This window comes from Vibrio sp. Vb0888, assembly GCF_033338835.1.
GTDB classification, from domain to species: Bacteria; Pseudomonadota; Gammaproteobacteria; order Enterobacterales; family Vibrionaceae; genus Vibrio; species Vibrio alginolyticus.
In genome coordinates, this window is the sequence record NZ_JAWOTL010000002.1 from 293239 (window position 1) to 318334 (window position 25096).

A 25096-nucleotide genomic window follows, 5' to 3' on the forward strand; every position below is an offset into this window, starting at 1 on the left:
GACTAAACTAGTCGGAAATACGGACAAATTATACGGATATTATGAGTAGGCGGGGCCTGGCGGTCTTTGATAGGGGGAGCATGTCCGCAGGTGAAGCCGCTATGTGTTCAAATTATAAGCATTAATTATAGTGGGTTAGGTAGGTTGGAGCCGATACTTTTGGTTTAAATTTATGCTGTTTTGGGCCCTTCAAAAAAGTTAGGCGCAAGAAGCACCAAGTAATCACCGGAGTCATTGACAAGGAAAGGACATGTCGCAGTTTTATACATGAGGTGGTGAGGGATAAAGGTTTAGGGACAAAGAGTGAAAGACTGATCGCCATAGTTCATAAACCGCTATAAACGCCTTTCACCAAATATTGAAAAGGCGTTTTTCTAACGTCTGTCCTGCTTATTTCAACGTAGCTGCGGTCTGTTTTCCCATGGCAATGAGCCTGTCGAGAATGCGTTCACCGTCGGCACGCAAACCGTTGTGCTCGTACTCGTTGGTGATCCACGCTTTTGAATTTGGGATTAACGCGAGCGTCTCTCGGCTGATATCCATTTCAACAAACATATCATCGGCGTAAACGGCGCAACTGACAGGCACTTTATTTTGAGCCAGTTGAGTTTGATCGTACAGCGCAGCCCAATCTTCTTTCGCGGCCAATATTTCTGCGGCGTCTTTTAGTGGTTTAAGGTTGACGTATTGGTCGAACATCCACGGGAAGACCATTTCCCCCGTAAAGTAAAATGGCTGGTCAGGTTCATAATTAAACTCTGGTCGGGTTTGGCGAACACGGTGCGCACTCCAATTCGACGCAAAGTCTTGGCAGTAAATCGATTCATGCAAAATGGCGTAGATCGGGTTGGTTTGGAAGTTTTGCTGCGCCAACATATCGTTCAAGAACTCATAGCGAAGTTGTGGTTTGCCGTTCACTTCAATCAACGCGCTTTCTAGCCAATAGTAAGTTGGCAAGAAAGTATCACTCACACCAAAATTGATGCCGATTTGTTGAAATTGTTCCACCGTGAAGCGTTGACCATTTGGTAGGTACTCTTCATTTTCCAGCAAATGATTCGCAATGTTTTGGCAAAGTTGTTGCGCACTTGGAAATTGTTGGAAGAACGCTTGGTTTTTCTCCATGGTGCGTTTGAAGGTGGCTTCATACACATCGTCGGCATGACGCGAGACTGATGGCACGCCACCTGTAATGTAGCTTTGTAGCAAGCTGTCTGGGAACAAAGACAAATAGGTGAGGGAACAAAAACCACCAAAGCTTTGACCTAAGATCGCCCATTTTTCGACGCCAAATTGCTTACGAATGTACTCCGCGTCGCGCACGATGTTATCCGCTCGGAAGTGGCTCAAGTAGTCTGCTTGTTGCTCTGGCGTGAGGTGAGCAAGAGTCTGGTGATTAATTACGCTGCTATTGCCCGTACCGCGCTGGTCGAGAAGCAAAACTCGGTACTCTTGCAGCGCGCGTTTTACCCAGCCGCTATTGCCGTTTTGACGCGGAGAGGGAAAGCCAGGCCCGCCCTGAAAGTAAACCAACCAAGGTTTGGTCGATTCTTCATCGCCGACTAGGCAAACCGCACGGGCGAAGACTTCAATGGTGCCTTTACTCGCGTCTTGGTAATCCAGAGGAACGGTAAAGCTGTGGGGAGTGTAATGCAATCCTGCGTCGATAAATGATTGAGCGTTCATTGTTATCTTTATTTCCTTATTGAGGGGTAGCGCTACTTTACTGCGAATGGCGTGAAGAACCAATGCTATTTCCCAATCGCCTCTTCAGTTCTATACCTTGGTCAAATCAATGTAAGTTCAAGAAAATGAAACGATTAGCGACTGGTGCAACTGGTTGAGTGAGCTATGCTCAATAGAGTTGCGACAAAGTAAGAGCATGGAGGAAGTCGGATGAAAGTGTCACTGGCTCGATGGACAATTGTGACTTGTTTAATAAGCGTACCTACTTTTGCCGTTGTTACGCCCAACCCACCTCAGTTACAGGCAAAAGGCTACGTATTAATGGACTTTCAATCCGGTGCCATTATTGCCGAGCATAACGGGCGAGCAGGCCTTGCTCCGGCGAGTTTAACCAAGTTGATGACCGCTTATGTAGTTGGACAAGAAATCAAAGCGGGGCGTTTGAAATGGGATGATGTTGTCACCGTGAGTGAAAATGCGTGGTCGGCCAAGTTTCCCGGTTCTTCTAAAATGTTCATCAAACCGAAAGATGAAATTAGTGTTGCGAACTTAATGCGCGGCGTGATCATCCAATCAGGAAATGACGCGTGCGTTGCACTGGCTGAGCACGTTGCAGGCAGTGAACGCGGCTTTGTCGCCTTGATGAATGGTTGGGCGGAGAAATTAGGACTGCAAGACACCTATTTTGTGAACTCCCATGGTCTTGATAGTAATGGCATCCAAACCTCACCAACCGATATGGCAAAACTCATGCAGTCGATCATCAGCGATGTTCCTGATGTGTATGCGCTATACAGCGAGAAAGTCTTCAAGTGGAACGACATTACGCAGTACAACCGCAATAAGTTGTTATGGGATAATTCCATTGATGTCGACGGGGGCAAAACCGGCTACACCAGCAATGCCGGATACAGCTTGGTGAGCTCGGCCAAAGAAGGAAGAATGCGCCTTATCTCGGTGGTGATGGGTACGCCAAGTAAACAGGCTAGGATCAGCCAATCGAAGAATCTACTCAGCTATGGTTTTCGCTTTTATGACACCAAGCAAGTTGCTAAACAGGGGGAAGTTGAGTCTAAAGTTCGCGTTTGGAAGGGAAATGCTAATCAAGTTGAAGCGATCTTCGCTAAAGATGCCTATCTCACTCTACCTCGTTCAATGACGGCTGGGCTTGATAAGAGTGTGGTGTTAAATGAACCGTTGATTGCGCCGATCGCGCAAGGAGATGAGATTGGTAAGGTCGTTTGGAAAAGCGATGACAGTACCGTGGCGAGTTATCCCTTGGTCAGCAGCCAAGCGGTAGAAGAGGGCTCGTGGTTCGGTCAGCTTTGGGACAGTCTGGTGCTGTGGGTGAAATCGTTCTTTAACTAGAATAAAAACGAGCAGAAGTGTCTTTCTGCATTCTTTTGTTGATGGCCGCCCAGCTAAACGCTGGGCGGTGTCTTTTTTAACGGTTTATTCCGACAAGGTGATGATTGGTAAATCGTCCCAAATCTTACTTTCATCCGATGCGCCACCGGAGAAGTTCCAAGGGCCTTTGTCTTGCTCTAGCGGACGGTAAGTTGCTGAAAGACCGTCTAAGTCCCAAGTCGTGACATAGAAACGGATACCATCGAGCGAATCTGGGCGGCCTAGTGCATCGCTAGCAAAGTCCATTGAAATGGTGTTGTTGGCTTTGTCTACTGTCACTGTTGGTGCTGGCGTTACGGCTTCTCCCCATGTCGTCGCATTTGCTCCTTTGGTGTTGTAAATAGAGCTTTGCCAGCCAAAAACAACCGCATTGCGACTCCAGGTTCCGCTTGGCATAGAAGCGTTGATCTTCGGTAGCTCAGACAAGTTGGTTGCGGCTTCTTCCGGTAAATCAATAAAGATGGTGAAACCCACGTGGTCGAAGCCGTTTGGTGGCAACCAAGTGTCGGTGATTTTGTCCATGGTGAAGGTCAAACGTACGTTACTGCCAACGGTAAACACTTCTGCTTTGTTGATCGCGAGTTGGCTGTTGTCTTTGTCGAACGTTGGATCGGTTGGTAATGAGTAGTTGCCGTTTGGGCCGCCCACGCCGTCTTGTGCATCGCCCGCATCATCAATGGTGTCGTCCGGCGTGTTTGACCAGCTTAGGTTGGAGACAAAATTCACGTCCTCGATGCCTGCTTTTTTCTCGGTGGAATAAATCGCGAAGCGGTGCTGTTGCTCGCCAATCGCAAAATGACGAGTCGACAGCGTGACACTAAACTGACCATCAGCACCTACAGTAATGGTTTGCGCTGTTTCCAAGTTACCATCGACGACAAGGTTCAACTCCTCGTTGGCGTTCGCACTACCCGCGATAACAATATCACCAGTGATGGTTTGTCCTTCCCAATCTTGAGCAAGTCGGATATTGAGGTCTGGGGTATCTACAGATTGATTGCTGCTTGTTTTTGAGTAAATCACTGCAGACTTGGCTGGCAACTCAAGGGTTACGTGACCATTTTCATCTGCGACTAACTGCTCTGGAGCTTCTGCCCTGTTCGACATGATTTGTTGTTGGAAGACGGTGCCGCCAACTTGTTCTACATCGAGTTGGTTCATCAACATTGGCGAGTTGGATGTATTCATCACAACCAAGACTTCGTCGTTATCCAAAGTACGGGTAAAGGCGAACACACCTGCGCCGGCTTTATCGCTGCCAATCACTTTCATTTCGCCACGTGTCATGACTTTGTTTTCGGTACGTAACTTAGCAAGCTCTTGGATGAACAAGTACATCTCGCTGTTTTGGTCGAATGAGTCTACGTAGTCGCCATCTTCACGGTACCCTCCGGCGAACATCGCATCACGCGCCGCTGACATCGCCTGTTCTGTACCTTGGTAAATCACAGGAATACCAGGTACGCTCATCATGGTGATCAGTGCTTGTTTCATGTCATTCACGCTACCTTGCGACAGAAAGCGCGGCATGTCGTGATTATCAATGAAGTTCGGCATGATGTATGGATTTGGGAACATCTCCATCATTTTCTCAAGACGGAAGCGTAGGTAATCGGTCGGTTGTCCTGCTGCAAACACGCGAGTCATGGTTGCTTGCAATGGGAAGTTCAACACCGAGGTTAACTGCTCCGGCGAGCCGCTTTCGCCGATGTAAGTCAGCATCTTCTCTTCGCCTTCTGTGTTGTAAGGCGTAGATGTTTCGAAGACTTCACCAAAGGTCAGGAAGTTATCGCGACCAGTATCAACCGCTTGAGTCATCACACCATCGTCGGCGTGCAGGAAGTCGTTCCAGAAATCGTGCTCAACAAACTTCACGGTATCGATACGGAAACCGTCAACGCCCACTTCGCGGATCCATTTTCGGTAGCTCTCTTTTAAATAAGCGCGAACTTCAGGATCGGACGTATTTAGATCATCCAGATCCGACAGTTGCCAGGTTTTTTCTTGGACGGGATCGTTGTGGTCGGTGATGCTTGGCGTCCAGTGGTAAATGCCAGTACCGTCTTCTTTACACTCATTCATGTTGAGCGGATAAGGCAGTTCTTGCCCTGCTGGCAGCGCATTTTCAATCAAACGGAAACCTTGGCAAGGTAGGCTAGGGTCGTAATAGTATGGGTCATCGTAAGTGAAGAAGTTACCTACGTGGTTGGTCACGATGTCTTGAATCAAGAACATATTACGAGCGTGCACTTCTCGCGCTAACGCTTGGTAGCTTTCCATGTCACCAAAGTGCTCATCCACTTTTTGGAAATCACGCGCCCAGTAGCCGTGGTAGCCGCCGTAGTTTTGCTCGGCATCCCACCATTGGTTTGCCACTGGCGGTGTAATCCAGATAGAGGTAGCGCCTAGGTCTTCGATGTAGCCCAGTTTGTCACTGACACCAACCAGGTCTCCACCACTGAATTTCTTGTCTGAGGTAGGATCGTATTCATTCTGACCTTGATCGTTAAGCGTGTTGTCGCCGTCGTTAAAACGGTCGATCATCAAGAAGTAAATGATCTGGTCTTGCCAATCAGGAGATGCCACGTGGCTTCCTGTATCGGTTGGCGTAGTTTCATCGCTACCACAGCCAGAAAGAGCTAGGGCGATCGCTATAGGGAGTATTTTTATTTTATTCATAGGGTTAGGTAAGGTTTCAAACACGGTTTTTGTCTCCGTTGTGCAGCAATGCGGAAACGATAAATCAAAGGTTTGAAATTGAGAGTGTCATTTCACGCCAAAAGAGACGTGAAATGATGTCACGAAGTGCTGAATTTGAACTGTGCTACATATTTAACTGAGTGGTTGCACAATTGGGTATTGAATCGGGTAATGGTCTTTGGCTAACTCATTACCAGAATGATCATAGAGTCGGAATCGACACTGTTTAGCCGTTTGGGTGAGGGGAAGTTGTAGCGCCCAGCATGTGTAATCTTCTGCATTCTGAGTTTGGCTCATTGCGTGCAGAGCTGGCGCGTCACCCACGTAGCAATCGATCTTCGCTACGTCTTTTAATCTACACGCGAGTTCCACAAACAAGGTGTACTGAGTGCCGAGTTGGATAAGTTGTCTTGTCGGGACAATGTATTCCGTTGCGCCAATTAAAAGCCCCTTGGAGACCACATAGTCACGCTGGTGGTTATTCTCAATGTAACGTTCCCCATCGACTTCATAACAAAGGCGAAAGGTAAGGGGGTGCGCTACCGGAAGTTCGGTCGTTGCCCATAGTTCGGTGCCATGACTTAAAAAACGCTCGAAGAAAGCGGGGTAGCGCCGCCATGCGCCATCACGGTCACGGCATTCTACCGAGACCACTTTCTCAAACGCAATATTATCCACTTCCATCCAGATTTTACCGACGGGTTGGTCAATGTCGTTATCGGCTAAAGTATTCGCTTTGGCGTAGTACAAGCGGATGGGTTGGTTGTTGAGATGAGTGCGGTTATCTAAGCACTGCTGGCGATATTGCATGGGTGAAAACGGATACCAACGACGAAAAGTGCGGTGAAAGTTCGAAGGTTCTTCATAACCAAGTTGATAGGCGATTTGCTGCGTTGTGAGTTGGGTGTCGGCAAGCAAAGTGAGTGCTTGATTTCTTTTAGAGAAATCAATGCATTGAGAGTAGCTCATTTGCTTTTCTTGCAGTCGACGTTGCAAGGTGCGTTTGGAGACGCCCAGTTGCCTTGCCGCTTGCTCTAACTTGAGCGCGTAATTGCTGTTTTTGATGAACAAGGCGTTCAAAACACTCAGCAATTCGGGTTGTTCAATTGGCTGGTGAGAAAGTAGCAAATAAACATGTTTCACCAGTTCAAACACGCTTGAACTCGTTTTAGAATCTCGCGTTTCCTTTAGAAAAATATCGGCCGTGAGTGGATTGTTGGCGTGAACTTGTACTTGTATTGATTCGCTTAGCTCAAGCGTCTCCAACTGCATTTTGAGCAAGCCAAACACCGACTCCGCCCAATTTGGCATATCGGCTGTTCTGCATTCTACTTGCAGATGGATTTGGGCATCACCATGTTGCAATGTGACGTACAAACGGCGGTCGAATAATGAGACACTTTTGCTCCACCAAAGCAGCCCTTCTTGGAGGTTAGGCGCTTCTTTCAACATCATGCATTGCAAGGCCACCAACTTCTCAATGTGCCAATATTCGCCGGCAATTCGAAGGTGATTGTGACCGAGCTTTTTGCACAGAAAGGATGTAATAACGTTATCTTGAGGCAGCATGAGTTGAGTTTGGTTGCGAGCAAACATGCATTATTGCTGAAAAGATGAAGAAGTTCAGTGAGAACGCTCAAAGCCTTTCTTATCGTTTTATTTTCAAATTTATTTTGAAAATGTTTTTAATCGAAATCGGTTTTTCCCTTTATCTCATGAGGTTATGCTGTTACACAGCTTAAATTCATTAATTGGAGAACCTCATGGATATCGTACAAGCTGCAAAATCTCGTTACTCAACGAAAGTGTTTGACCCAACGCGCAAGCTACCTCAAGAAAAAATCGACGCAGTTAAAGAGCTGATTCGTTTTAGTCCATCGAGTGTGAACTCCCAGCCTTGGCATTTCATTCTGGCAAGCACAGAAGAAGGCAAGCAGCGCATCGCTAAAGCGGCGCAAGAGAATTACGCGTTTAACGCGGCGAAGATTCTCAACGCTTCTCACGTATTGGTGTTTTGTGCAAAAACAGGCATTGATAACGACTACATTGAAGCGCTAATGGTGCAAGAAGAAAAAGATGGTCGATTCCCAACTGAAGAAGCGAAAGCGGCTGTGCGCGGTGGTCGTAGCTACTTTGTGAACATGCACCGTTTTGATTTGAAAGATGCAAACCATTGGATGGAGAAACAAGTTTACCTCAACGTGGGTACGTTGCTGTTGGGTGCTTCGACGTTAGAAATCGATGCAGTACCAATTGAAGGGTTTGATCCAAAAGTGCTGGATGAAGAATTTGGCTTGCGTGAAAAAGGTTATACCAGTGTTGTGATCGTGCCGCTTGGCTACCACGCGGAAGATGACTTCAACGCGAAAACGCCAAAGTCTCGCTGGGACGCAGAAACCGTATTCACCGAGATCTAATTCGAGCTTACTTGCAGGTGACGTAGAACCTTGTAATCAATATATAAATCGCAAAAGAGTGATAAAACGATGATCCACTTAGTTGCAGAAGTGAAAGCCTATCCAGATAGTAAGGATCAGGTGGTGAATTTGCTTGCTGGTTTACTAGAGCCAACTCGCAAAGAAGAAGGCTGTTGCCAATACGAGTTGTATCTCGACGAAAAAGTTGATGGCCTATTTATGTTCCAAGAAATCTGGGCATCGCAAGAGGCCTTGGATAAGCATTTGCAAAGCCCGCATATGGCGACGTTTCTTGAAACATTGGAAGAGAACGATTGGGTTGAATATACCCAGATTCGTCCTCTTCGATTTATCGCCTAATGACAGAAGGTTGCCAGCACGTTGGCGCGTTGCTGGCAGCATTTTTGCTGGATAAAGTCGCGGAAAGTCCGAATCGTTGGCGTCAATAATCGACGATCGGCACATACCATGTAGAGCGGCACTGGGCCGCAATCCCACTCTGGTAACACTCTCACCAATCTTCCCTCGATTAAGTCTCGGCTAATGTCCATCAATGATTTATTCGCAATGCCTTTGCCTTTGATCGCTAACCGATGTGGCAAGTCACTATCGTTGCTCAACAAGTTACCGCTGACCACGATTTGTTCTTTCTCGCTGCCACGCGTGAGCGTCCATTTGTTGTAGACCGAATCCGCGACCATGTAGCACAAGCAGTTGTGTTGCGTTAAATCGGCAGGAGAGGCGAGTTCTGGATGTGTAGCTACGTACTCTGGCGATGCACATAATATCCGTTCGTTTGACCCACACAATGCCAATACGACCAGATTGGAGTCGGCCGGTTCGCCGTAGCGAATCGCAATATCGACAGGCTTGGTGTACATATCCGTCAAGCTATCGGACAGCTCTAGTTTGATGGAAACATTTGGGTAGAGATCGATGAACTCATCCACCCAATCGAGCAACATATTGCGACCAAAATCGGAGGGTGCAGTAATGTGCAACTGACCAGACAACTCCCCGCGCGCACTTGAGATCTGATCCAACCCCTCTTGCAATGTTGCCAACGCTTGCGTGGTTTTGTCTAAAAACAGTTCGCCCTCTGAGGTTAAACGCAGGCTTCGGGTGGAACGCACAAACAGTGGGAAACCGATTTGCCCTTCAAGACGCTTAATCGATGCGCTAATGGCGGCAGGTGTCATGTCCATGCTGTTAGCGGCTTTTGAAAAGCTGCCTTGGCGCGCGGTTTCGACAAAAATATTGAGGTCGTTGAGGGCTTTCATAATGAAAAGGGCTTTTAAGAAGTTTGGGCTACTATAAGGGAGAGTCGTAGGCCAATTCAAGGTTAAAACATTAGGTTGCACGGCGAGTTTGAGTTAGATTAGCGCGCAACTTCACTTTACCGGATCAATAGCATGAGCCAACAGCAGCCGAATAACCCACTTCACGGGTTGAGTTTAGAGAAAATCGTCACCCGACTAGTTGAACACTTTGGTTGGAATGGCATGTATGAGCGCGTTCGTGTGAACTGTTTCAAGAAAGATCCTTCAATCAAATCGTCGCTGAAGTTCCTGCGCAAAACGCAATGGGCGCGGGACAAAGTCGAAGCGCTGTACATCGAGACGTTCTGCTAACCGCTCTATGGTCTGCAGCAAGCGGTAAGTAGATTCTTAGTCTCGCTTTGGCTCGCTAGAATGACGCAGCTTTTCTTATCGCGTAGGTTGGAAGAGTCGCTCCACTGATACGTCCAAAGTGATTTTCCGGATGGTCACTTAGGCTTATCTGGAATCGCTTTTTTAGATGGTTTTGTAGAGGTCAGAGCCAAACTCGAACTGTTATTCTGAACTGAGAGGAACGAGCGTGATTCAGAATTTACCCTCAGATTGTATTGAGTTTATTCATGGCTCTATGGTCTGTAGCAAGCGGCAAGTAGATTCTTAGTCTCACTTTGGCTCGCTAGAATGACGCAGCTTTTCTTATCGCGTAGGCTAGAAGAGTCGCCCTACTGATGCGTCTAAAGCGAGATTCCGGATGGTCACATAGGTTTATCTGGAATCGCTTTTTTAGATGGTTTTGTAGAGGTCAGAGCCAAACTCGAACCGTCATTCTGAACCGCGAGGAACGAGCGTGATTCAGAATCTACTCTCAGATTGTATTGAGTTTATTCATAGCTCTATGGCCTGCAGCAAGCGGTAAGTAGATTCTTAGTCTCGCTATGGCTCGCTAGAATGACGCAGCTTTTCTTATCGCGTAGGCTGGAAGAGTCGCGCTGCTGATGCGTCTCAAGCGAGATTTCGGATGGTCACTTAGGCTTGTCTGGAATCGCTTTTTTAGATGGTTTTGTAGAGGTCAGAGCCAAACTCGAACCGTCATTCTGAACCGCGAGGAACGAGCGTGATTCAGAATCTACCCTCAGATTGTATTGAGTTTATTCATAGCTCTATGGTCTGCAGCAAGCAGCAAGTAGATTCTTAGTCTCGCTTTGGCTCGCTAGAATGACGCAGCTTTTCTTATCGCGTAGGTTGGAAGAGTCGCTCCACTGATACGTCCAAAGTGATTTTCCGGATGGTCACTTAGGCTTATCTGGAATCGCTTTTTTAGATGGTTTTGTAGAGGTCAGAGCCAAACTCGAACTGTTATTCTGAACTGAGAGGAACGAGCGTGATTCAGAATTTACCCTCAGATTGTATTGAGTTTATTCATGGCTCTATGGTCTGTAGCAAGCGGCAAGTAGATTCTTAGTCTCACTTTGGCTCGCTAGAATGACGTAGCTTTTCTTATCGCGTAGGCTGAAAGAGTCGCTCTACTGTTACGTTTAGCGAGGTTTCGAATGATTCACTTTAGGCTCATTAGAATGACGCGAGTTTTCTTATTGCGTAAGTTGGAATGGTACCTCAGCATCATTCCCGATAGCGATGAAGAAGCGCTGTCGGGAACCTCGCCTTTAATCTCTCGTTTCTTGCTACTCCAAGTGATGCGTACTACCCACGGTTCCTTCCAAGTCTAAAATCGACTGGCGAACGTGGTCTGGAATCGCCGCTTTTACGTTGTTCTTAAAATCAAACATCACACCAGTGGCGGTCGCGATGGTCGCAATCTTACCCCACTTCTTACTCAGCACTTGGTACTCCATTGTGATGCGATCTTCTTGTATGTCGATTACGCGAGAACCGACTAATAGCGTGTCTGGGTAAGTAACAGGCAATTTGTAGCGGCATTGAGTCTCACTCAGTACTGGTCCAATTTGCGAGGTCTGCAGGTCGACCAGCAGGTTAATTTTGTTGAAGTAATCTAAACGTGCGGTCTCGAAGTAGCGAAAATAGACCACGTTATTAACGTGTTGCAGAGCATCCATTTCACCCCATGCGACTTTTATCTCTGTGATAACGGGAAAGTCCTTTAACAGTGTGTCCATTTTTATTGCTCCTTTTTCATCTGCTTTGCCACAAATTGCGACGCGACTTATCACTTTGAGCATTTATTCTAGATGTAATCATTTAATATGTAATAAAATTGTTTTTAAAATGTGAAATGAAATAGTGGTTTGATTATGTAAACTAGAAACTTTACATAATCGAGTTGAAGGCGTAAGTTTAACTAAGAGTAACCAGATAGGAGGTGTCTCATGATTGAACTCAAAGGTTTCAACCTCGCAAGAGTTGAGAAACGCATTGATTGGACAAGTGAGCTGTTCAGTTTGAGAATATCTGGCGCGCCTCTTTCATTTAAAGCTGGCCAATTCACCAAGCTTGCTTTGCTTGATGATGAAGGTAAGCCGATCAGCCGTGCTTACTCTGTGGTTAATGCGCCAAGCGAGCAATTCGATTGGTTGGAATTTCTAATAGTAGCCGACCCTCAAGGACAACTTTCTCCACGGCTCCAAAAGCTTAAATCTGGTGATAGCATTTATGTCGGTGCCACCGCACATGGCGATTTAATCCATGATTCTATTCCTAAACAGGCTCATGACCTGTGGCTGCTATCTACAGGTACGGGGATTGGACCGTTTTTATCGCTGCTGGATGATATAAACTTACCGCCTCACAATGAGCGCATTGTGCTGGTTCATGCCGTTCGTTTCGAAAAAGATCTGGTTTATAAATACCTAATTGAACAGCTTCAGCAACGATATGAAGGCAGATTAAAGTATATACCGATAGTCAGCAGGGAAGTGGTTGATGGTAAATTACAAGGCCGAATTCCTGAACTCATCGAATCGGGTTTACTGTCCAACGCCGCTGATGCGCCATTCTCAGCTCAGCGTAGCTTTGTCATGATGTGTGGGAATCCACAAATGATCAAAGATACCGTGCCCGTCTTACAAGAGCTAGGCTTGGAAAAGTATCGCCATCAAACCGGGGGAAATATCATTTACGAACGTTACTGGTAGCGTTTTGTTAAATTGATACGGTTATGCTCAAGATGTAATGATTACTTTTGAGATACGACCGCGATTTAGTATGTTCTTAGTTGAATATTATGTTGGCAATACCTAAACTGCGCTCACCATTGCGCGTCTGTACACTCAGTCATTCTCGCTTAACCAATTACATTGAGGTGACTGAAGTCCATGTATGCTTTTATCGCGAGCAAGCAACAGAGAATCATTGCTGGTTTTATCGACCTGCTCTTTGCGATGGTGGTCGTGTTAATCATCGCATTGAGTATTAACTCTTTTCTTAACGACTTTCAGCTCTCTTTAGCAGATAACCTCACGCTTGTTCGTGAAACTCAGGCGTTTTACTTGCTTTCTTTACCAACGGTTTTAATGATCAACTGGAATGCATTGAGTCATGGGCAAACCATTGGTATGCGCATGATTGGTATTAAAGTTGTAATGAAAAATGATAGTAAGGCAACGAAAGTTACAGCAGGGTTAAGGCTTGTTATTAGCTACTTGCTGGAGATGCTCATTCCGGGGATCCCGTTGGTAAATTTGGCATTGTTGTTCTTTCATCCGGAGCGACGATTGTTGCATGACTTGATCGCCAATACTAAAGTTGTCCAAGCTTCCTAATTTTTGATCAAAAAAGCCACGTGAAGTGGCTTTTTTAATATCGATAAAGTTAACCAGATTTACTGTTGATTAACATATTTCTTAAAGCGAGCTTTGGTTTCTGCGTCTGCTTTTTGGTACCAGAAGTGCAGCATCTCTTCAGCTGTCGAATCCGCTTTAACCGCAGTTGCTCTCACTTGCTTCATATCCGCAGGAACCTTTGCAGGAAGCGTGACTGGCTGCATGGTTGCTGCGCCAGCAAAAGCCACGGCTGCTGCACCGCCAGCTTGGTTATAATCTTCGATTTCACGCACGTAATCACGACCGATTTGCATACCCGGTTTGAGCAACTTGTCCTGGTCAACCGCGATTGCGTTGCCAGAATCATCAACCAGTTTCCAATCTAAGTCTTTGATCTTCTCTTCCGCATCACGTAGGTTGCGGTATTCTGGCATTTGTAGAGTGAGTTCGGCATTGGTCGCGTCAAATCGTGTAACGATAACATCGCTTTCAACACTTAAACGGTCATTACCTTGGTTGAAGTAAGGGGCGAAACGAAATACGACTTGGTTAAGGCCATCAGGTAACGTCAGTGTTCTTTCAGAGGCGAAAAAACCACCCGAAAGATCTGCTTTTTCACCGTTAGCCGCTAATACTGAAACGTTGTCAGGAACACTCACGGTTACATCTGCGAATGCCATGCCACTCATTGCGAGAGCAAGCGCACAAGTTAAAGGCTTGATCAATTTCATTGTTTTTATCCTAAGCAAATTAGTGGTCATCGAGAGTGCATCGTTCATTGCCCGATTGCAACTCCCAAGTGTAATAAGTATGAAAATTTAACAAGAACGTCATTTTTATCGCATTTATTACGACGAAACTGTGATCCAAATAGAATCAAACCGCTGAAATGCAGCGGTTTGATATCATAAGTTATAGATTAAATTTATTTCTAACTTATTGATTTATTATATGCCTGCACCGTGTCCAGGTTCTGATTGGTCATTAGAAGCGTCTTGTTGTTCTGCCATTTCTTCTTGCTGTTGTGCTTTCTCAATGCTTAACCACCAAACAAATAACTCATACCAAATTGCTAGGATAACGGCACCTAAGAACAGACCAACGATGCCGTAGAAAAGCATACCACCGATGGCACCGAGCAGAATCACAGGCATTGGCACGTCGACGCCACGTCCCATTAACATTGGTTTGAACAGGTTTTCAGAAAGAGCCGCAACTACGACCCAAACAGTAAACATGGTTGCTGTTGAGGTGTCTTGGGTCATGTACATGAAGCCAATCACAGGTAGCACTGCGAGCAACGCCGGGAGCTGAGCGATACATAAAATCATTAGAAGCAGTGTGAGTAAACCTGCTGCCGGAACGCCAAATACGAAGAAACCAGCACCGATCAACAGTGCTTGAATCGCCGCTACACCGACTACGCCAAGCAGTACGCTTTTAATTGTCGCAGCGATAAGCGTGGTCCAGCTTTTTGCGTTTTCACCAGCGGTTCGAATCGCGATGGTTCTTAAGCCTGATGCTGCAGATTCAGAGTACGTCATGAAACCTGCTGCAATCGCAAGTGACAAGATTGAAAGCAGTAAACTTCCCAATACGCCCCCAAGTGTACCCAGTAAAGATGTGAGTCCTGCCTTTATTTGTGGCATAAAGGTTTGAATCGCTTGCTCAAGATTAGTAGCGAATAGGGTCCACACTTCGTAGAGCTTATCACCCACGATAGGCCAATCCGCTACGGAAGGTTTTGGCCCTGGTATTTTCACTTGTCCATTTTGTAGTACTTCAAGCGCGTGCGTTGCACCATCCACAATGGAGCCTGATACCATAACAAGTGGCGTGACAAGGAGGGCAATACCAAGTAAAGCAATGGTTGTGGCTGCCAGACCTCTGTGACCACCATATACACGCTGCAATTTTTGGGTAAGCGGCATTAAAGCGACGGCTATAATAGCGCCCCAAATAACCGGAAGGATGAAGGGTTTGATGATGTCGTACGTAAACATCAGCAAGACAAAGATCAAGCCAATGCGTATTGCCGATTCCACCATATTACTGATGAAAAGCTTACTGTCGATTTTTACCGATTGTTTATCCATTTTTGTTTACCTGATGATCAATGTTAGAACTGACGAGACTTGAAACAACAATCGCCATATAAAAAACACCTGTGATGGCCTCTAAATACACCACGACTTGAGCCAATGGTGTTAGAGGACTAATGTCGCCATAACCGAGCGTGGTTAAGGTAACGAAACTGAAATACGCTGCATTGGAGAAGTTCTGCCCCCAAGAAATCGCTTCCATACCGGTAAAGGCTTCAGGCGAAAACTCAAGCAGAATGAGGTAGGCAATCGCCCACATCAGACCAAGCAGCAAGAAAAGCGCTACCGAGCCAATGACTTTGTTGCTGTTGACATGGCCGGTGAAAAGAATCTGTCTTGCGATGGATTTAAAAGTGCCGAAAAAGAACGCAAAGGTGAGGGCAAGCATCACCACATTCATCTCTCTGATGTCGAAAACGGTCTTGATCACAATCACAAGAACCCAAACACCAAACAGGCTGTAGAGGAAACGAGACCAGGTTTTGTCAAAGCGAAGGCTCGCAAAACAGACGATAAACGTCAGAACCGTGAAAGCCTGAAGTATGTGTTCAATCGTCCCTTCACCTACGACTTGTGCCATCGCACTCCCTAGCAACAAAATCACTAGTGCTAAGGTTAGATAGAAGAAGTTGTTTTCTTCATTAATATTTTTGAGGTTTTTACCAATGACCATGGCTCTTCTCACTTAGTTATTGTTCACTTTCTGCGGATGACTCTTTCATCACCATGATGGACGCAGAAAGCCCGAATCGAAGATCAACATCTTCAGGAAGTTCTTGTAGGGAGATTCGCACCGGAATACGTTGTGCTAAGCGAATCCACTGAAAAACAGGGTTTACGTTTGGCAGAAGGTTGTAGCCGACCGTGCCGTCTTTGGGCGCAATACCCCAACCAATCGAGTCAACCGTCGCGTCAATTGGCGTGTCTGGGTGAGACATCAAAGTGACACGCGCTTGGCTGCCAGGTTCGATTTGCGCAAGTTGGTTTTCACGGAAGAAACCAAATACCCAAAAGCTGTTTTTGTCGATCAGTGCGAGCAGTGGTTGGTTTGCGACCGCTTGCGTACCGTTTCTAATATCGAGGTTAGATACAAAACCATCGACGGTCGCATAAACTTTGGTAAAGCTGAGATTAAGGCGTGCTGATTTTAGTTGCTCTTCTGCAGATTTGATTTGCAGTAGCGACTCTTCGTAAGCGATTTCACGACGAATCAGATCCTTATGAGAAACTGCGCCACGGTCTTTGGCACGAATGTCTTTTAAGCGGTCATATTCGATTTTTTTACCGCGAGAGCTAACAATGGAGCGCTCCAGTGCTACTTCGGCTTGAGATAACGCAACCTGGTAAGTCGCAGGGTCGATTTCAAACAGTAAATCCCCCGTTTTTACTTCTTGGTTGTCTTGCACCGCGACATTTACAATTGGGCCTGATACGCGAGGAGCCACTTTGATGACGTTAGCACGCACTTGCCCATCTCGTGTCCATGGGTTATTAAAGTATTCCTCAAACTTTTGATAGCCGAGCCAAGCTGCGCCACCAAGAATGACAAGATTGAGTGCGATTACGAATAGTTTTTTCATCTTGTTTGGCACCTAAAATTGAATATAAAAGCTGTCGATGGCCACCACATAACCGACCATGATGGCAATAAACGTCAGAGACGGAAAAGCGATGAAGCGAGACAAACGTGTCTTGTTCAATATCATCACCGTTATCCACGTGGCCGTGACGGCGAGAAAGAGCACGAGTAGCGTAGGAGAAAAGTAAACGTCTCCCCAAGAGAGTTCATGAGGCATTACCGATCCTCCGTTTTGTTTTCATCACTGGTCTCAGCCGGAGTTTCGAGGCGCAAAGGCGGCAATACGCGGTTTTCTTCATTTAAATAACCATCCCAGTCAGTTCGTTCTGTCATTTGCTTGGCAATAGATTCACTGAGGAAGGGTTTGCCTGTTTGGGTTTGCCAGCCTCCACCGAGGGCTTTATAGAGTGCAACAACTTGGTTCGCCACGTTCCCTTTGATCGTTGCGTAGCTGTCTTCCGCACGGGTCATTTTTTCTACCGAGTTAAGCAGACGTTCGAATGAAATTTGTCCGTTTTCGTACTGTGTCATGGATATGTTGAACGCACGAATGGAAGAGTTGACCGATTGCAAGCGTAAATCTTTTTGTTGCAAATACAGGTCATACGCTTCGATTGCATTGGTGACTTCATTAACGGCTTGCAGTACCTTTTTGTTGTAGTTCGTCAGCGTTTCTTGGAAGCGAGCATCTTCGAAACGAATGTTATTTTTCACGCGTCCGTATTGGAAAATGTTCCAACTGAACGTTGGGCCAACCACCATGGTGAGCGAATCGCTAAAACTGAAACTGCTGCCATCGGGAACCGTACTGTCGATACCGATGGAACCGAACAACGAAAAGCTTGGGTACAGAGCGGTTTCTGCCACGCCAATCTGCGCACTTTGCGCGCGAGCTTGCATCTCAGAGACTTGCAAATCCGGACGTCGCATCACTAAGTTAGCATCCACTTGCGTATCCAAAAGCGGTGGACGTGGCACAATGGAAAGCTCGTCGGTGCCCGATAGTGCCGATTTTCTGCCCGTCGATTTGAACTGGGCTTCGTACTCAGCGATTTGCTTGTGCATCCCATCCGACTGTAGCAGTCGATCTACTTCTTCTGGTAACAGACCCAGTAGCAAAGCCAACACAGTACGTGATTGCTTCATTGCCACTTCGAGGCTCGGTAACGCTGCTTTGGTGGTGTAGAGTTGGTTTTTAGCTTGTTGAACGTCCAATTCTGTAACGTTGCCAGAGTCGAACTGCACCTGAGTAATACGTACGACACGCTCTTGAATCTCTATGTTGCGGCGAGACAGCAAAATACGTTCTTGGAATGTGCGATAGTTGATGTAATTGCGCGCCACTTCGGCGGTTATGGTGACCATGATGTCGTGATACGATGCGATGGATGCGTAGTAACCCGCTTCTGCCGACTCAATACCGCGAGCATACTTGCCCCAAACATCCATTTCCCAAGCAGCATCAAACGACAAAGTGGCGTTATTCACGCCCTGATCATTTACGTAGGCACGCGCTAGGTTTCCTGACACGGTTTGAACTTGTGGGTATTGCAAGCCAGTCGAAATACCAAGCAATGAACGTGCTTGGACAATTCGTAGCCCTGCGGCTTCTAAATCGAGGTTTTGTTTGCTCGCCAACTCAACCAGCTGATTAAGAGTCGAGTCATTAAATTGCTGCCACCATTGTTGTAGCTGTTGCTCTGATCGCTGCGTATCTTTGGCTGCTTTTTGCACCGACCAGTCACTTGGCAGTGGCGCCTGCTTTGGATGAACATAATCTGGTCCTACCGTGGTACACGCACTGAGTCCGAGCAAAGAAAGTATGGCGAGGCTTGGTTTGGTTAGTTTTGGAAGCATCATATCCCCACCTTTAAAAACGCTTCTGTTGTAAGTTCACCCAATCGATATCCTCGTAGGTTTGCTTGCAATGCTTGATTGCTTCGAACACGTTCCGTTTTAAATTCAGCAAGATATAAAAACCGGCTATCTCTGAATAAGCGTAGTCAGATAAATCCAACTCACTAAAAAAATCTTCCAGTTTATCTTCGAATGTTTGGTAATCCTGACTGTATTGGTCGAATACGGAGTCGAGTTCTTGTGTTGCTTGATGGCTGGCTAAAGCGCCCGCCATCAAAGGAATGATGGAATCGCGGTGCTGTTGGCGAAGCTGAGTAATTAGTGGATTGGTCATCAACTTTTTCTCGGCGGCCATTAAGATGTTGATGTGATTACTGAGTACATCACACGCTTTGCTAAACGCGCCAATCGCTTCTGGCGTGGTTTTATCAAAGTGTTTGTGGTTGATTTTCGAACCCCAGACTTTGAGCTTTTTCGATGAGACATTGAGCGTCACCAAGTGTAAGGCCCGTTTGAGCGGCGTAATAACCGAGCTGGACTGCTGTTGATAGGTAGTGAACAGCTCTCGGGTATGTCGGAAGTAGCGTTCTTTTATGGTCAAAAAGAGGTGTTCTGGTCGTGAGCTAAACGGGAAGTAGTGCGCGAAAATAATCATGAACACCACCATGTAGAACAACAGCATGATCGTCATGAGGATCCCGAAGTGATAAAACATGTTGTTGTCTAAACCAAGAACAAACAAGCCAATCATATAGAAAATCGTCACTGGCCCGTTAAACAGATAAAAGCCGATAAAGGTGTAGATAAAGATGAACAGGCCAAGTTCTAACCCGAGATCCAATTGCGGAAGAATGAAGACGTAGGAAGGCACCGCGAACAAGAAGCCGAAAGTGAACAGCACAAGCAACAAAATTGGGTGCACAGGCACGAACGACAGCAAAGACATAAACATGGTCGAGAAGACCACGAATGAATAGCCGCCTGGTGGATTGAAATAAATCCAAATCAGTCCAGCAACCCAATAAGTGACAAAGGTTTTGACCGCGGTTTTAAAGTTTTCTGCGTCCCACCATAGAAACTTGCCTTTCGGTTTCGGCAGTGGCACGTCAAAGGAGACATTGTTCGTCACAGAGTCAATACAGCTAATGCTCTCCGCTAAACGCGACAAATTTTGATGCATCAGTTCCAACATTTGACCAAGCGTAAGCGCAGAGCCTTTCTCTAGGTGCGCTGCGTCTTCTAGCAACGCTTGGTTGTATTTGACTTTGAATTCCTGAGCACGATAAGCGGGTTCTTTTTCGTCCCAGACTTGTTGGCAGGTATCAAATAGCGCGTCAATTTCCGCCACGGCTTGATCAAAGTTGCTGATGCTTTCACGGTCTTGCTGGTGGCTAAAGTGGCTGTGCGCCGCAACGGTCAATTGTTGCGTTACTTGCTTGTTCAAATGAACCGCCAAGCGCCACTCTTTCATGTAGGCCGACACGTCGCTGCATTCCACACTGACTGTGGCAAAACGCTGTTCGAGCGCATTTTGGGCGGCAAACATCTGTTCGATAAGAGAATCCACGCTAGGTTGTGGCTCTCCTGCTTCTGGATTTTCTTCGCCCTCTTCTTGAAGAGAGACTTGCCCTGCCGATTTTTGCTCGAAATTTTGCAAGATAGCGGTGAACAACGCGCGTTGTGCTTGGTTGAGTTGTTCGATGAGCTGTCTTAGGTTTTGTTCTGTTTTGGTCGGGAATAAGAAAGTCCCCACGAGTGTGTAAACCACCACCCCAAACACCGTCATATAGGCGCGGTCAACGCCATAAAGAAACGCACCTTCTGCGTCACCGCCATTGGACATCATCAACGTCATCACGCCGGTCAGCATGAGTAGCGTTGGATCTTTTTGATAGGCATTACGGAAGTAAAAAATGAATGAGACCACAACCGACACGCTCAACATGTACAGCAAGCGGTCTTGAGCAAACAATCCCACCAGTAACAAGCCAACGACGGCGCCAACCAACGTACCGAACACGCGTAAGGTACCTTTGGCGAGGGATTCACGACGACTGCCTGTGGATGCAATCAGCATCACTGTGGTTGCGGCCGTCGATGCTTGCGGCCAACCCATGGCAAACGGGATCAGATAAGCCAGAGTCAGGCTAAGCGATACTTTAATAGCGAATTTTATTTTGTCGTTCATAGTGTCAAAGTTTGCTCAGGCTTATCGTTATAAGTTGATGAATTTCTTATATGAATAATCAGAATCTTGTTCTGAATAAATTCGGGGGGCGGAATATAGCGGGTGAAAAAGTGTGCTTTGTAAACCCTTTGTCAAAACAAAAAGTGCGTATTTGGCTTGATCTCGTGTTAGCCCTTGGCGTTATTGGTGAAACGCCTAAAACGAGCAAATTCGCGATCTGTGATGATTCTCACTTTTGAAACAAAATCGCTGCATTGTGTGAGCCAATTCTCACCTTATATTCTTCGCCTGGTACCAAAGCAGACCACTTGTACCATCTGCAATGAGCTTTACTGCTTTAAAAAGCATAGATGATGAATGGGTACTTGAGAGGGAAAGTTATTACTTTTTATCGGCTTGCCGATTGTTCGTTTGTTTTTTTGGATCGAGATAAAAAAACCAAAGCGATGCCACCAAGAATGATGCCGCTGGTTAAAAGAATATGCAGTGAAAGAGGCTCGTGGAGTACGACGGTGCCGAGTAGCAAAGCAATGGCTGGCACGGAAAGTTGGCTGACGGCGGCTTGAAGCAAAGAGAGCTTACGCATTACTTGATACCAAAGCGTATAACCAAGGCCAGAGGCAATGGCACCAGATGCGATAGCGAGCAACACTCCGCTCCAAGAAAGGTGGATTGAGGACAAGATTAATGGCGAAAGGAGCACGCCAATTATTGATGCAGCGATGAATCCCCACGTGATGCCACTACTTGGAGAAGGCGCTTGTTTACCGAGCGCAGTAAACGCAGCCCAACAAACGCCAGAAATCAACATAAGAAGTGCAGAGCTAATATCAGGGCGAGTGGCAGATGGCAACATCAACCAAACAAATCCAACAATTGAAACACCGATACCGATGATTTCGAGAAACTGAAAGCGCTCACCTTGCAACCAATAGATCGCCAGTAATGTAAGTTGCACGGCACCAAACAAAAGCAAAGCACCGGTTCCTGTCGCCAGTTGTAAGTACGCGAAAGAGAAAAGGGCAGCGTAACCAAATAACGCCACGCCAGCAAAAAAGCGAAAGCGAGAAGTTGGCCGATCGGTTTTCCACTGACCTCTCACGACAAGCATTGCGATTAAGATAACAGCGCCGGATATCAATCGAACGAGCGTGAAGCTTCCTGCATCAATTAACCCTTCTGCCAAGGCAATTCGACACACTAATGAATTGGCAGCGAACGCCAGCATTGCAATAGCAGTGAGTAAAAAGGTCGACATCCTTGATCCTTAGCGTGTAAATGAACAGCTAGTGTAGATCCAAAAGAACATTTTTATTAGTTGATAAAGTGATTAGTTATAGCTATCAGAGCAAGAAAGTCATTAAAAATAACCAGATAAAACCTGACCTTAGCCTGAGTCTTACTGTGGTTGGGAAGGTTGTTTGTACAATGACTTAATGGTGTTTTTCAACCATAGCAATTTGGGATTGTACGCATTGCGTTTATGCCAAATCATGGTAAATGGAATCAGTAACTTGTCTTGTTGAGCTTGGTCTAATGGAATTGGCAAGCACACCAAATCGAGATGCAGCTTTTCTGTATAACTTTTGCAATAGTGCGGCGCGGTGGTGATCATGTCATGCGTCGGCTGCGCTGCCATAAAAAGGGATTGCTCAAAGTTGGACATCGTCAGCCCGATAGAGCGCTGTAGCCCTAGTTCCGTTAATACTTCATCCAACGCCCAAGTTTCACTTTTTTCCCAAACAATATTGATGTGTTGGTAGCTCAGAAAGGTCTCGAGATTCCACTCTTGCTGTAATGCCGGATGATCTTTATGCAAATACACCATCGGCAGGTCATAAAATAGAATCTCAAAATCCAAGAAATACGGCAGAAGATCCAACGACTCTTTCGATCTCGGGTGACTTTCTCGGCCGGTAAAACCGATATCCGCCTCGCCTCGAATGATGGCGTCGAGTGAATCGTAATCCCAGTTACTGGTTTTTACTTTCGCTTCAGGGTATCGCTGGTGGATAGCGACGATGAGTCTGTCCAACACCGTGAGCACTAATGGCGACTCAATCGTGATATCAAAACGCACTCCTTTAGGCGTAATATCGCTGCGTTTTTCTGCAATCTGGCTGCCAATTTGCAGCCATTCTGCAAGATCTTGCTCCATGCTTTGCGCCAAAGGCGTTGGCGCAAGACCTTTAGGTGTTTTGACAAACAAAGGATCATCGAACCAATGACGAAGTTTGTTGAGCGACTTACTTACGGTAGAGGGCGTAACGTTCAGCTTTTTTGAGGCTTTCGAGACGCTTTGTTCTTGCAGCAATAATTGCAGAGTGAACAGTAAGTTTAAGTCAAGTCGCGCTAGGGATTTCTTCATAATGGGTATCGTGAACAGGCTTTGGAATCAATAGTATTAGAGCAAGGCTGATTACGCTACCTAACACTAAGATAAACACCAACATACTCAGAGCACTAACGCCGATGAAACCCATAAACCAAATATAGAACGCTGAACTACAAACTTGAGCAATGCCCAGTAACGAGCTCGCCACGCCAGCTTGTTGAGAGAATGGGCTGAGCGCTTGGCTCATGGCCACGCCAAAGCCACAAGCGAAGCCAGCGCAAATCAGCCCAAGTCCGAATACATAGTAAAGAGATTGTCCATCATGGACATGGGCAGCACTGAGCACGATGGCTGCGCAAGCGAGCAATACTTGAGAGGTGATCATTAAGGTTCGCTGCTTAAAAATCCCCAATGCCAATGGCGCCGAGAACGAAATCAACATACTGATCGTCGCAGTCCCTGCCATGATGGAAGAATAGCCGCCGCGATCAAAACCAAGCATGCTCATCACGACAATTGGTGAAGCGTTAACAAAGGTCAGAATGGTGGTCACTCCAAGCGCAGTAATGATCAGCCTACTGATAAAAAATCGCTCGAAGAAAGTCTCTTGATGGCTCTCTGGCGCTGTCTGTTCTTCACGTTGTTGGCTGGGTAGTGATTCCTTGAGAACAAAAATGGCCAATACACTGACGAGAATGCCCATTCCTGCCATCGTGGTAAACAAACTCGGCCAAGGAAATTTCAGCATAATCAAGTGACCAATCACGGGGGCGATCACTGGAATGATACAGGTGATGCCATTGAGCATCGACAATACTTTCGCGCGGCGTTCATCGTCTAACGTGTCGCGTAAAATCGCGAATGCGACGACATAGCAAGATCCAGCCCCGATGCCTTGGCAAAAGCGAGCAATCAAAAAAGTGTTTGGGTGCTCAGCCATCCCGCCGAGAAAGGATGCGAGCACGAAGATCATCGCGCCGACGACGGCAACAGGTTTTCGTCCCACAGAGTCTGCAATTTTCCCCGCGAATAACATGGTGGTAGCCATGCCAGCTAAATAGATCGAAAACGCAATATGCAACTGAGATTCACTGGCATTGAGATCTGACGCAATTTGAGGCAAACCAACAAGATACAAATCAATGGCAGTAGGGTAGAGTAAAACGAGTGCAAAACTACAAAGTAAAAAACGGGACATGGAAACCTCTCTATCGAATGGTGAGGATAATAGAGTGCTAAACGTTTGCCTGCGAGTGGGAAATACGACACTAGGTATTTCTATTTACGACATACCCTGTATGAATTGAGCATAAAAACAACAAGGAAGATTATGATTACTATTGAAAAGTATTCGCCTGAGCGACATAAACAAACTTGCGAACTTAGCGTGCTAGAAGAGCAATCGCAGTTTACGGTCGCGGATGTGGGTGAAATGCTTACATGTCTTGAACCTACAGAACTTCCGCATCTGATTTTGGCAGACGATGACGTGGTTGGCTTTTTTCTATTTGATGCAGCTTACAGCGAGAAATACGATTTTTGCCCGAAAAACAGTTTAGGCGTGCGTGCTTTGCTGGTGGATCACCGTCATCAAGGCAAAGGCATCGCCAAGCAAGCCATTCAACAGTTTGCCGATTTCGCCAAACGCCATTATCCCGAGTTTGATGCGCTTTATCTCACCGTGAATTGCCGCAACATACCCGCTTATCAGTGCTATTTAAAATCAGGGTTTGAAGATACCAATGAGCTTTACCACGGCGGCCCCGTTGGACCGCAGCACATTATGAGACAGCCGCTTTAGCTAGGAAAAA

22 protein-coding genes are annotated in these 25096 nt (G+C 46.4%); 7 read left to right on the plus strand and 15 right to left on the minus strand.

The features are described 5' to 3' along the window. Positions 1 to 390: 390 nt before the first annotated feature. Positions 391 to 1686 carry an alpha/beta fold hydrolase gene (locus R7P72_RS05395; RefSeq protein ID WP_213906947.1) on the minus strand — a complete coding sequence of 432 codons (1296 nt, stop codon included), beginning with the start codon at positions 1684 to 1686 and terminating at the stop codon, positions 391 to 393. Positions 1687 to 1896: 210 nt separating this feature from the next. On the opposite strand from R7P72_RS05395, the gene R7P72_RS05400 reads away from it, so the two are divergent. Next, positions 1897 to 3054, plus strand: coding sequence for a D-alanyl-D-alanine carboxypeptidase family protein (locus R7P72_RS05400; protein ID WP_213906946.1), 1158 nt, complete (start codon positions 1897 to 1899; stop codon positions 3052 to 3054). 84 nt (positions 3055 to 3138) lie between these two features. Here the strand turns inward: R7P72_RS05400 and R7P72_RS05405 are convergent, their stop codons facing one another. Together R7P72_RS05405 and R7P72_RS05410 are read right to left on the minus strand one after the other, a co-directional pair. Continuing rightward, a complete protein-coding gene (locus R7P72_RS05405; protein ID WP_213906945.1) occupies positions 3139 to 5796 on the minus strand; it encodes an alpha-amylase family glycosyl hydrolase in 2658 nt (885 codons plus the stop codon). Between the two features lie 129 nt (positions 5797 to 5925). Next, positions 5926 to 7389, minus strand: coding sequence for a helix-turn-helix domain-containing protein (locus R7P72_RS05410; RefSeq protein ID WP_005374920.1), 1464 nt, complete (start codon positions 7387 to 7389; stop codon positions 5926 to 5928). Between the two features lie 167 nt (positions 7390 to 7556). Here R7P72_RS05410 and R7P72_RS05415 point away from each other — a divergent pair, with 167 nt between their 5' ends. Both R7P72_RS05415 and R7P72_RS05420 read left to right on the plus strand, forming a co-directional pair. After that, positions 7557 to 8210 carry an oxygen-insensitive NAD(P)H-dependent nitroreductase NfsB gene (locus R7P72_RS05415; RefSeq protein WP_005374924.1) on the plus strand — a complete coding sequence of 218 codons (654 nt, stop codon included), beginning with the start codon at positions 7557 to 7559 and terminating at the stop codon, positions 8208 to 8210. A 69-nt stretch (positions 8211 to 8279) separates the two neighbouring features. After that, positions 8280 to 8570 carry a putative quinol monooxygenase gene (locus tag R7P72_RS05420; protein WP_005374925.1) on the plus strand — a complete coding sequence of 97 codons (291 nt, stop codon included), beginning with the start codon at positions 8280 to 8282 and terminating at the stop codon, positions 8568 to 8570. Here the strand turns inward: R7P72_RS05420 and R7P72_RS05425 are convergent. After that, positions 8567 to 9490, minus strand: a complete 924-nt coding sequence (locus tag R7P72_RS05425; RefSeq protein ID WP_005374928.1) for a LysR family transcriptional regulator — start codon at positions 9488 to 9490, stop codon at positions 8567 to 8569. The two genes, R7P72_RS05420 and R7P72_RS05425, sit on opposite strands and share 4 nt — an antisense overlap. 132 nt (positions 9491 to 9622) lie before the next feature. On the opposite strand from R7P72_RS05425, the gene R7P72_RS05430 reads away from it, so the two are divergent. After that, a complete protein-coding gene (locus R7P72_RS05430; protein WP_005374929.1) occupies positions 9623 to 9841 on the plus strand; it encodes a VF530 family DNA-binding protein in 219 nt (72 codons plus the stop codon). Positions 9842 to 11169: 1328 nt separating this feature from the next. On the opposite strand, the gene R7P72_RS05435 is transcribed toward R7P72_RS05430, so the two are convergent. Beyond that, complete coding sequence (locus R7P72_RS05435) at positions 11170 to 11622, minus strand: acyl-CoA thioesterase (RefSeq protein ID WP_213905486.1); 453 nt, start codon at positions 11620 to 11622, stop codon at positions 11170 to 11172. A gap of 210 nt (positions 11623 to 11832) precedes the next feature. Here R7P72_RS05435 and R7P72_RS05440 point away from each other — a divergent pair, with 210 nt between their 5' ends. Together R7P72_RS05440 and R7P72_RS05445 are read left to right on the plus strand one after the other, a co-directional pair. Continuing rightward, positions 11833 to 12597 carry a ferredoxin--NADP reductase gene (locus tag R7P72_RS05440; protein ID WP_213906944.1) on the plus strand — a complete coding sequence of 255 codons (765 nt, stop codon included), beginning with the start codon at positions 11833 to 11835 and terminating at the stop codon, positions 12595 to 12597. Between the two features lie 180 nt (positions 12598 to 12777). Continuing rightward, complete coding sequence (locus R7P72_RS05445; protein WP_005374936.1) at positions 12778 to 13224, plus strand: RDD family protein; 447 nt, start codon at positions 12778 to 12780, stop codon at positions 13222 to 13224. 59 nt (positions 13225 to 13283) lie between these two features. Here the strand turns inward: R7P72_RS05445 and R7P72_RS05450 are convergent, their stop codons facing one another. The 10 genes from R7P72_RS05450 to R7P72_RS05495 form a co-directional block, all read right to left on the minus strand. Continuing rightward, positions 13284 to 13955, minus strand: a complete 672-nt coding sequence (locus R7P72_RS05450) for a DUF2057 domain-containing protein (RefSeq protein WP_017634411.1) — start codon at positions 13953 to 13955, stop codon at positions 13284 to 13286. Between the two features lie 216 nt (positions 13956 to 14171). Beyond that, a complete protein-coding gene (locus R7P72_RS05455; RefSeq protein WP_213906943.1) occupies positions 14172 to 15320 on the minus strand; it encodes an AI-2E family transporter in 1149 nt (382 codons plus the stop codon). Beyond that, a complete protein-coding gene (locus R7P72_RS05460) occupies positions 15313 to 15999 on the minus strand; it encodes a potassium channel family protein (RefSeq protein WP_017634413.1) in 687 nt (228 codons plus the stop codon). The genes R7P72_RS05455 and R7P72_RS05460 overlap by 8 nt, the downstream gene beginning before the upstream one ends. A 16-nt stretch (positions 16000 to 16015) precedes the next feature. Next, positions 16016 to 16906 (minus strand): HlyD family secretion protein, encoded by an 891-nt coding sequence (locus R7P72_RS05465; RefSeq protein WP_033906681.1) that lies wholly within the window; start codon positions 16904 to 16906, stop codon positions 16016 to 16018. A gap of 12 nt (positions 16907 to 16918) precedes the next feature. Then, positions 16919 to 17122: a DUF1656 domain-containing protein gene (locus R7P72_RS05470; protein ID WP_005374946.1), complete on the minus strand. Its 204-nt coding sequence runs from the start codon at positions 17120 to 17122 to the stop codon at positions 16919 to 16921. Next, entirely contained in the window at positions 17122 to 18765 is a 1644-nt protein-coding gene (locus R7P72_RS05475; RefSeq protein WP_213906942.1) for a TolC family protein, read from the minus strand. The genes R7P72_RS05470 and R7P72_RS05475 overlap by 1 nt, the downstream gene beginning before the upstream one ends. 10 nt (positions 18766 to 18775) lie before the next feature. After that, positions 18776 to 20950, minus strand: a complete 2175-nt coding sequence (locus tag R7P72_RS05480) for an FUSC family protein (protein WP_213906941.1) — start codon at positions 20948 to 20950, stop codon at positions 18776 to 18778. Between the two features lie 388 nt (positions 20951 to 21338). Further along, on the minus strand, positions 21339 to 22208 hold the full coding sequence (locus tag R7P72_RS05485; protein ID WP_005374954.1) for a DMT family transporter: 870 nt from the start codon (positions 22206 to 22208) through the stop codon (positions 21339 to 21341). Positions 22209 to 22349: 141 nt separating this feature from the next. Beyond that, positions 22350 to 23318, minus strand: a complete 969-nt coding sequence (gene yidZ / locus R7P72_RS05490) for an HTH-type transcriptional regulator YidZ (RefSeq protein WP_005374957.1) — start codon at positions 23316 to 23318, stop codon at positions 22350 to 22352. Then, positions 23293 to 24483 (minus strand): MFS transporter, encoded by a 1191-nt coding sequence (locus tag R7P72_RS05495; protein WP_213906940.1) that lies wholly within the window; start codon positions 24481 to 24483, stop codon positions 23293 to 23295. Before R7P72_RS05495 ends, yidZ begins: the two co-directional genes overlap by 26 nt. A 132-nt stretch (positions 24484 to 24615) precedes the next feature. Between R7P72_RS05495 and R7P72_RS05500 the strand changes: the two genes are divergently transcribed. After that, the gene (locus R7P72_RS05500; protein ID WP_005374960.1) at positions 24616 to 25086 is read left to right on the plus strand and encodes a GNAT family N-acetyltransferase; all 471 of its coding nucleotides are present in this window, start codon (positions 24616 to 24618) and stop codon (positions 25084 to 25086) included. Positions 25087 to 25096: the final 10 nt, after the last annotated feature.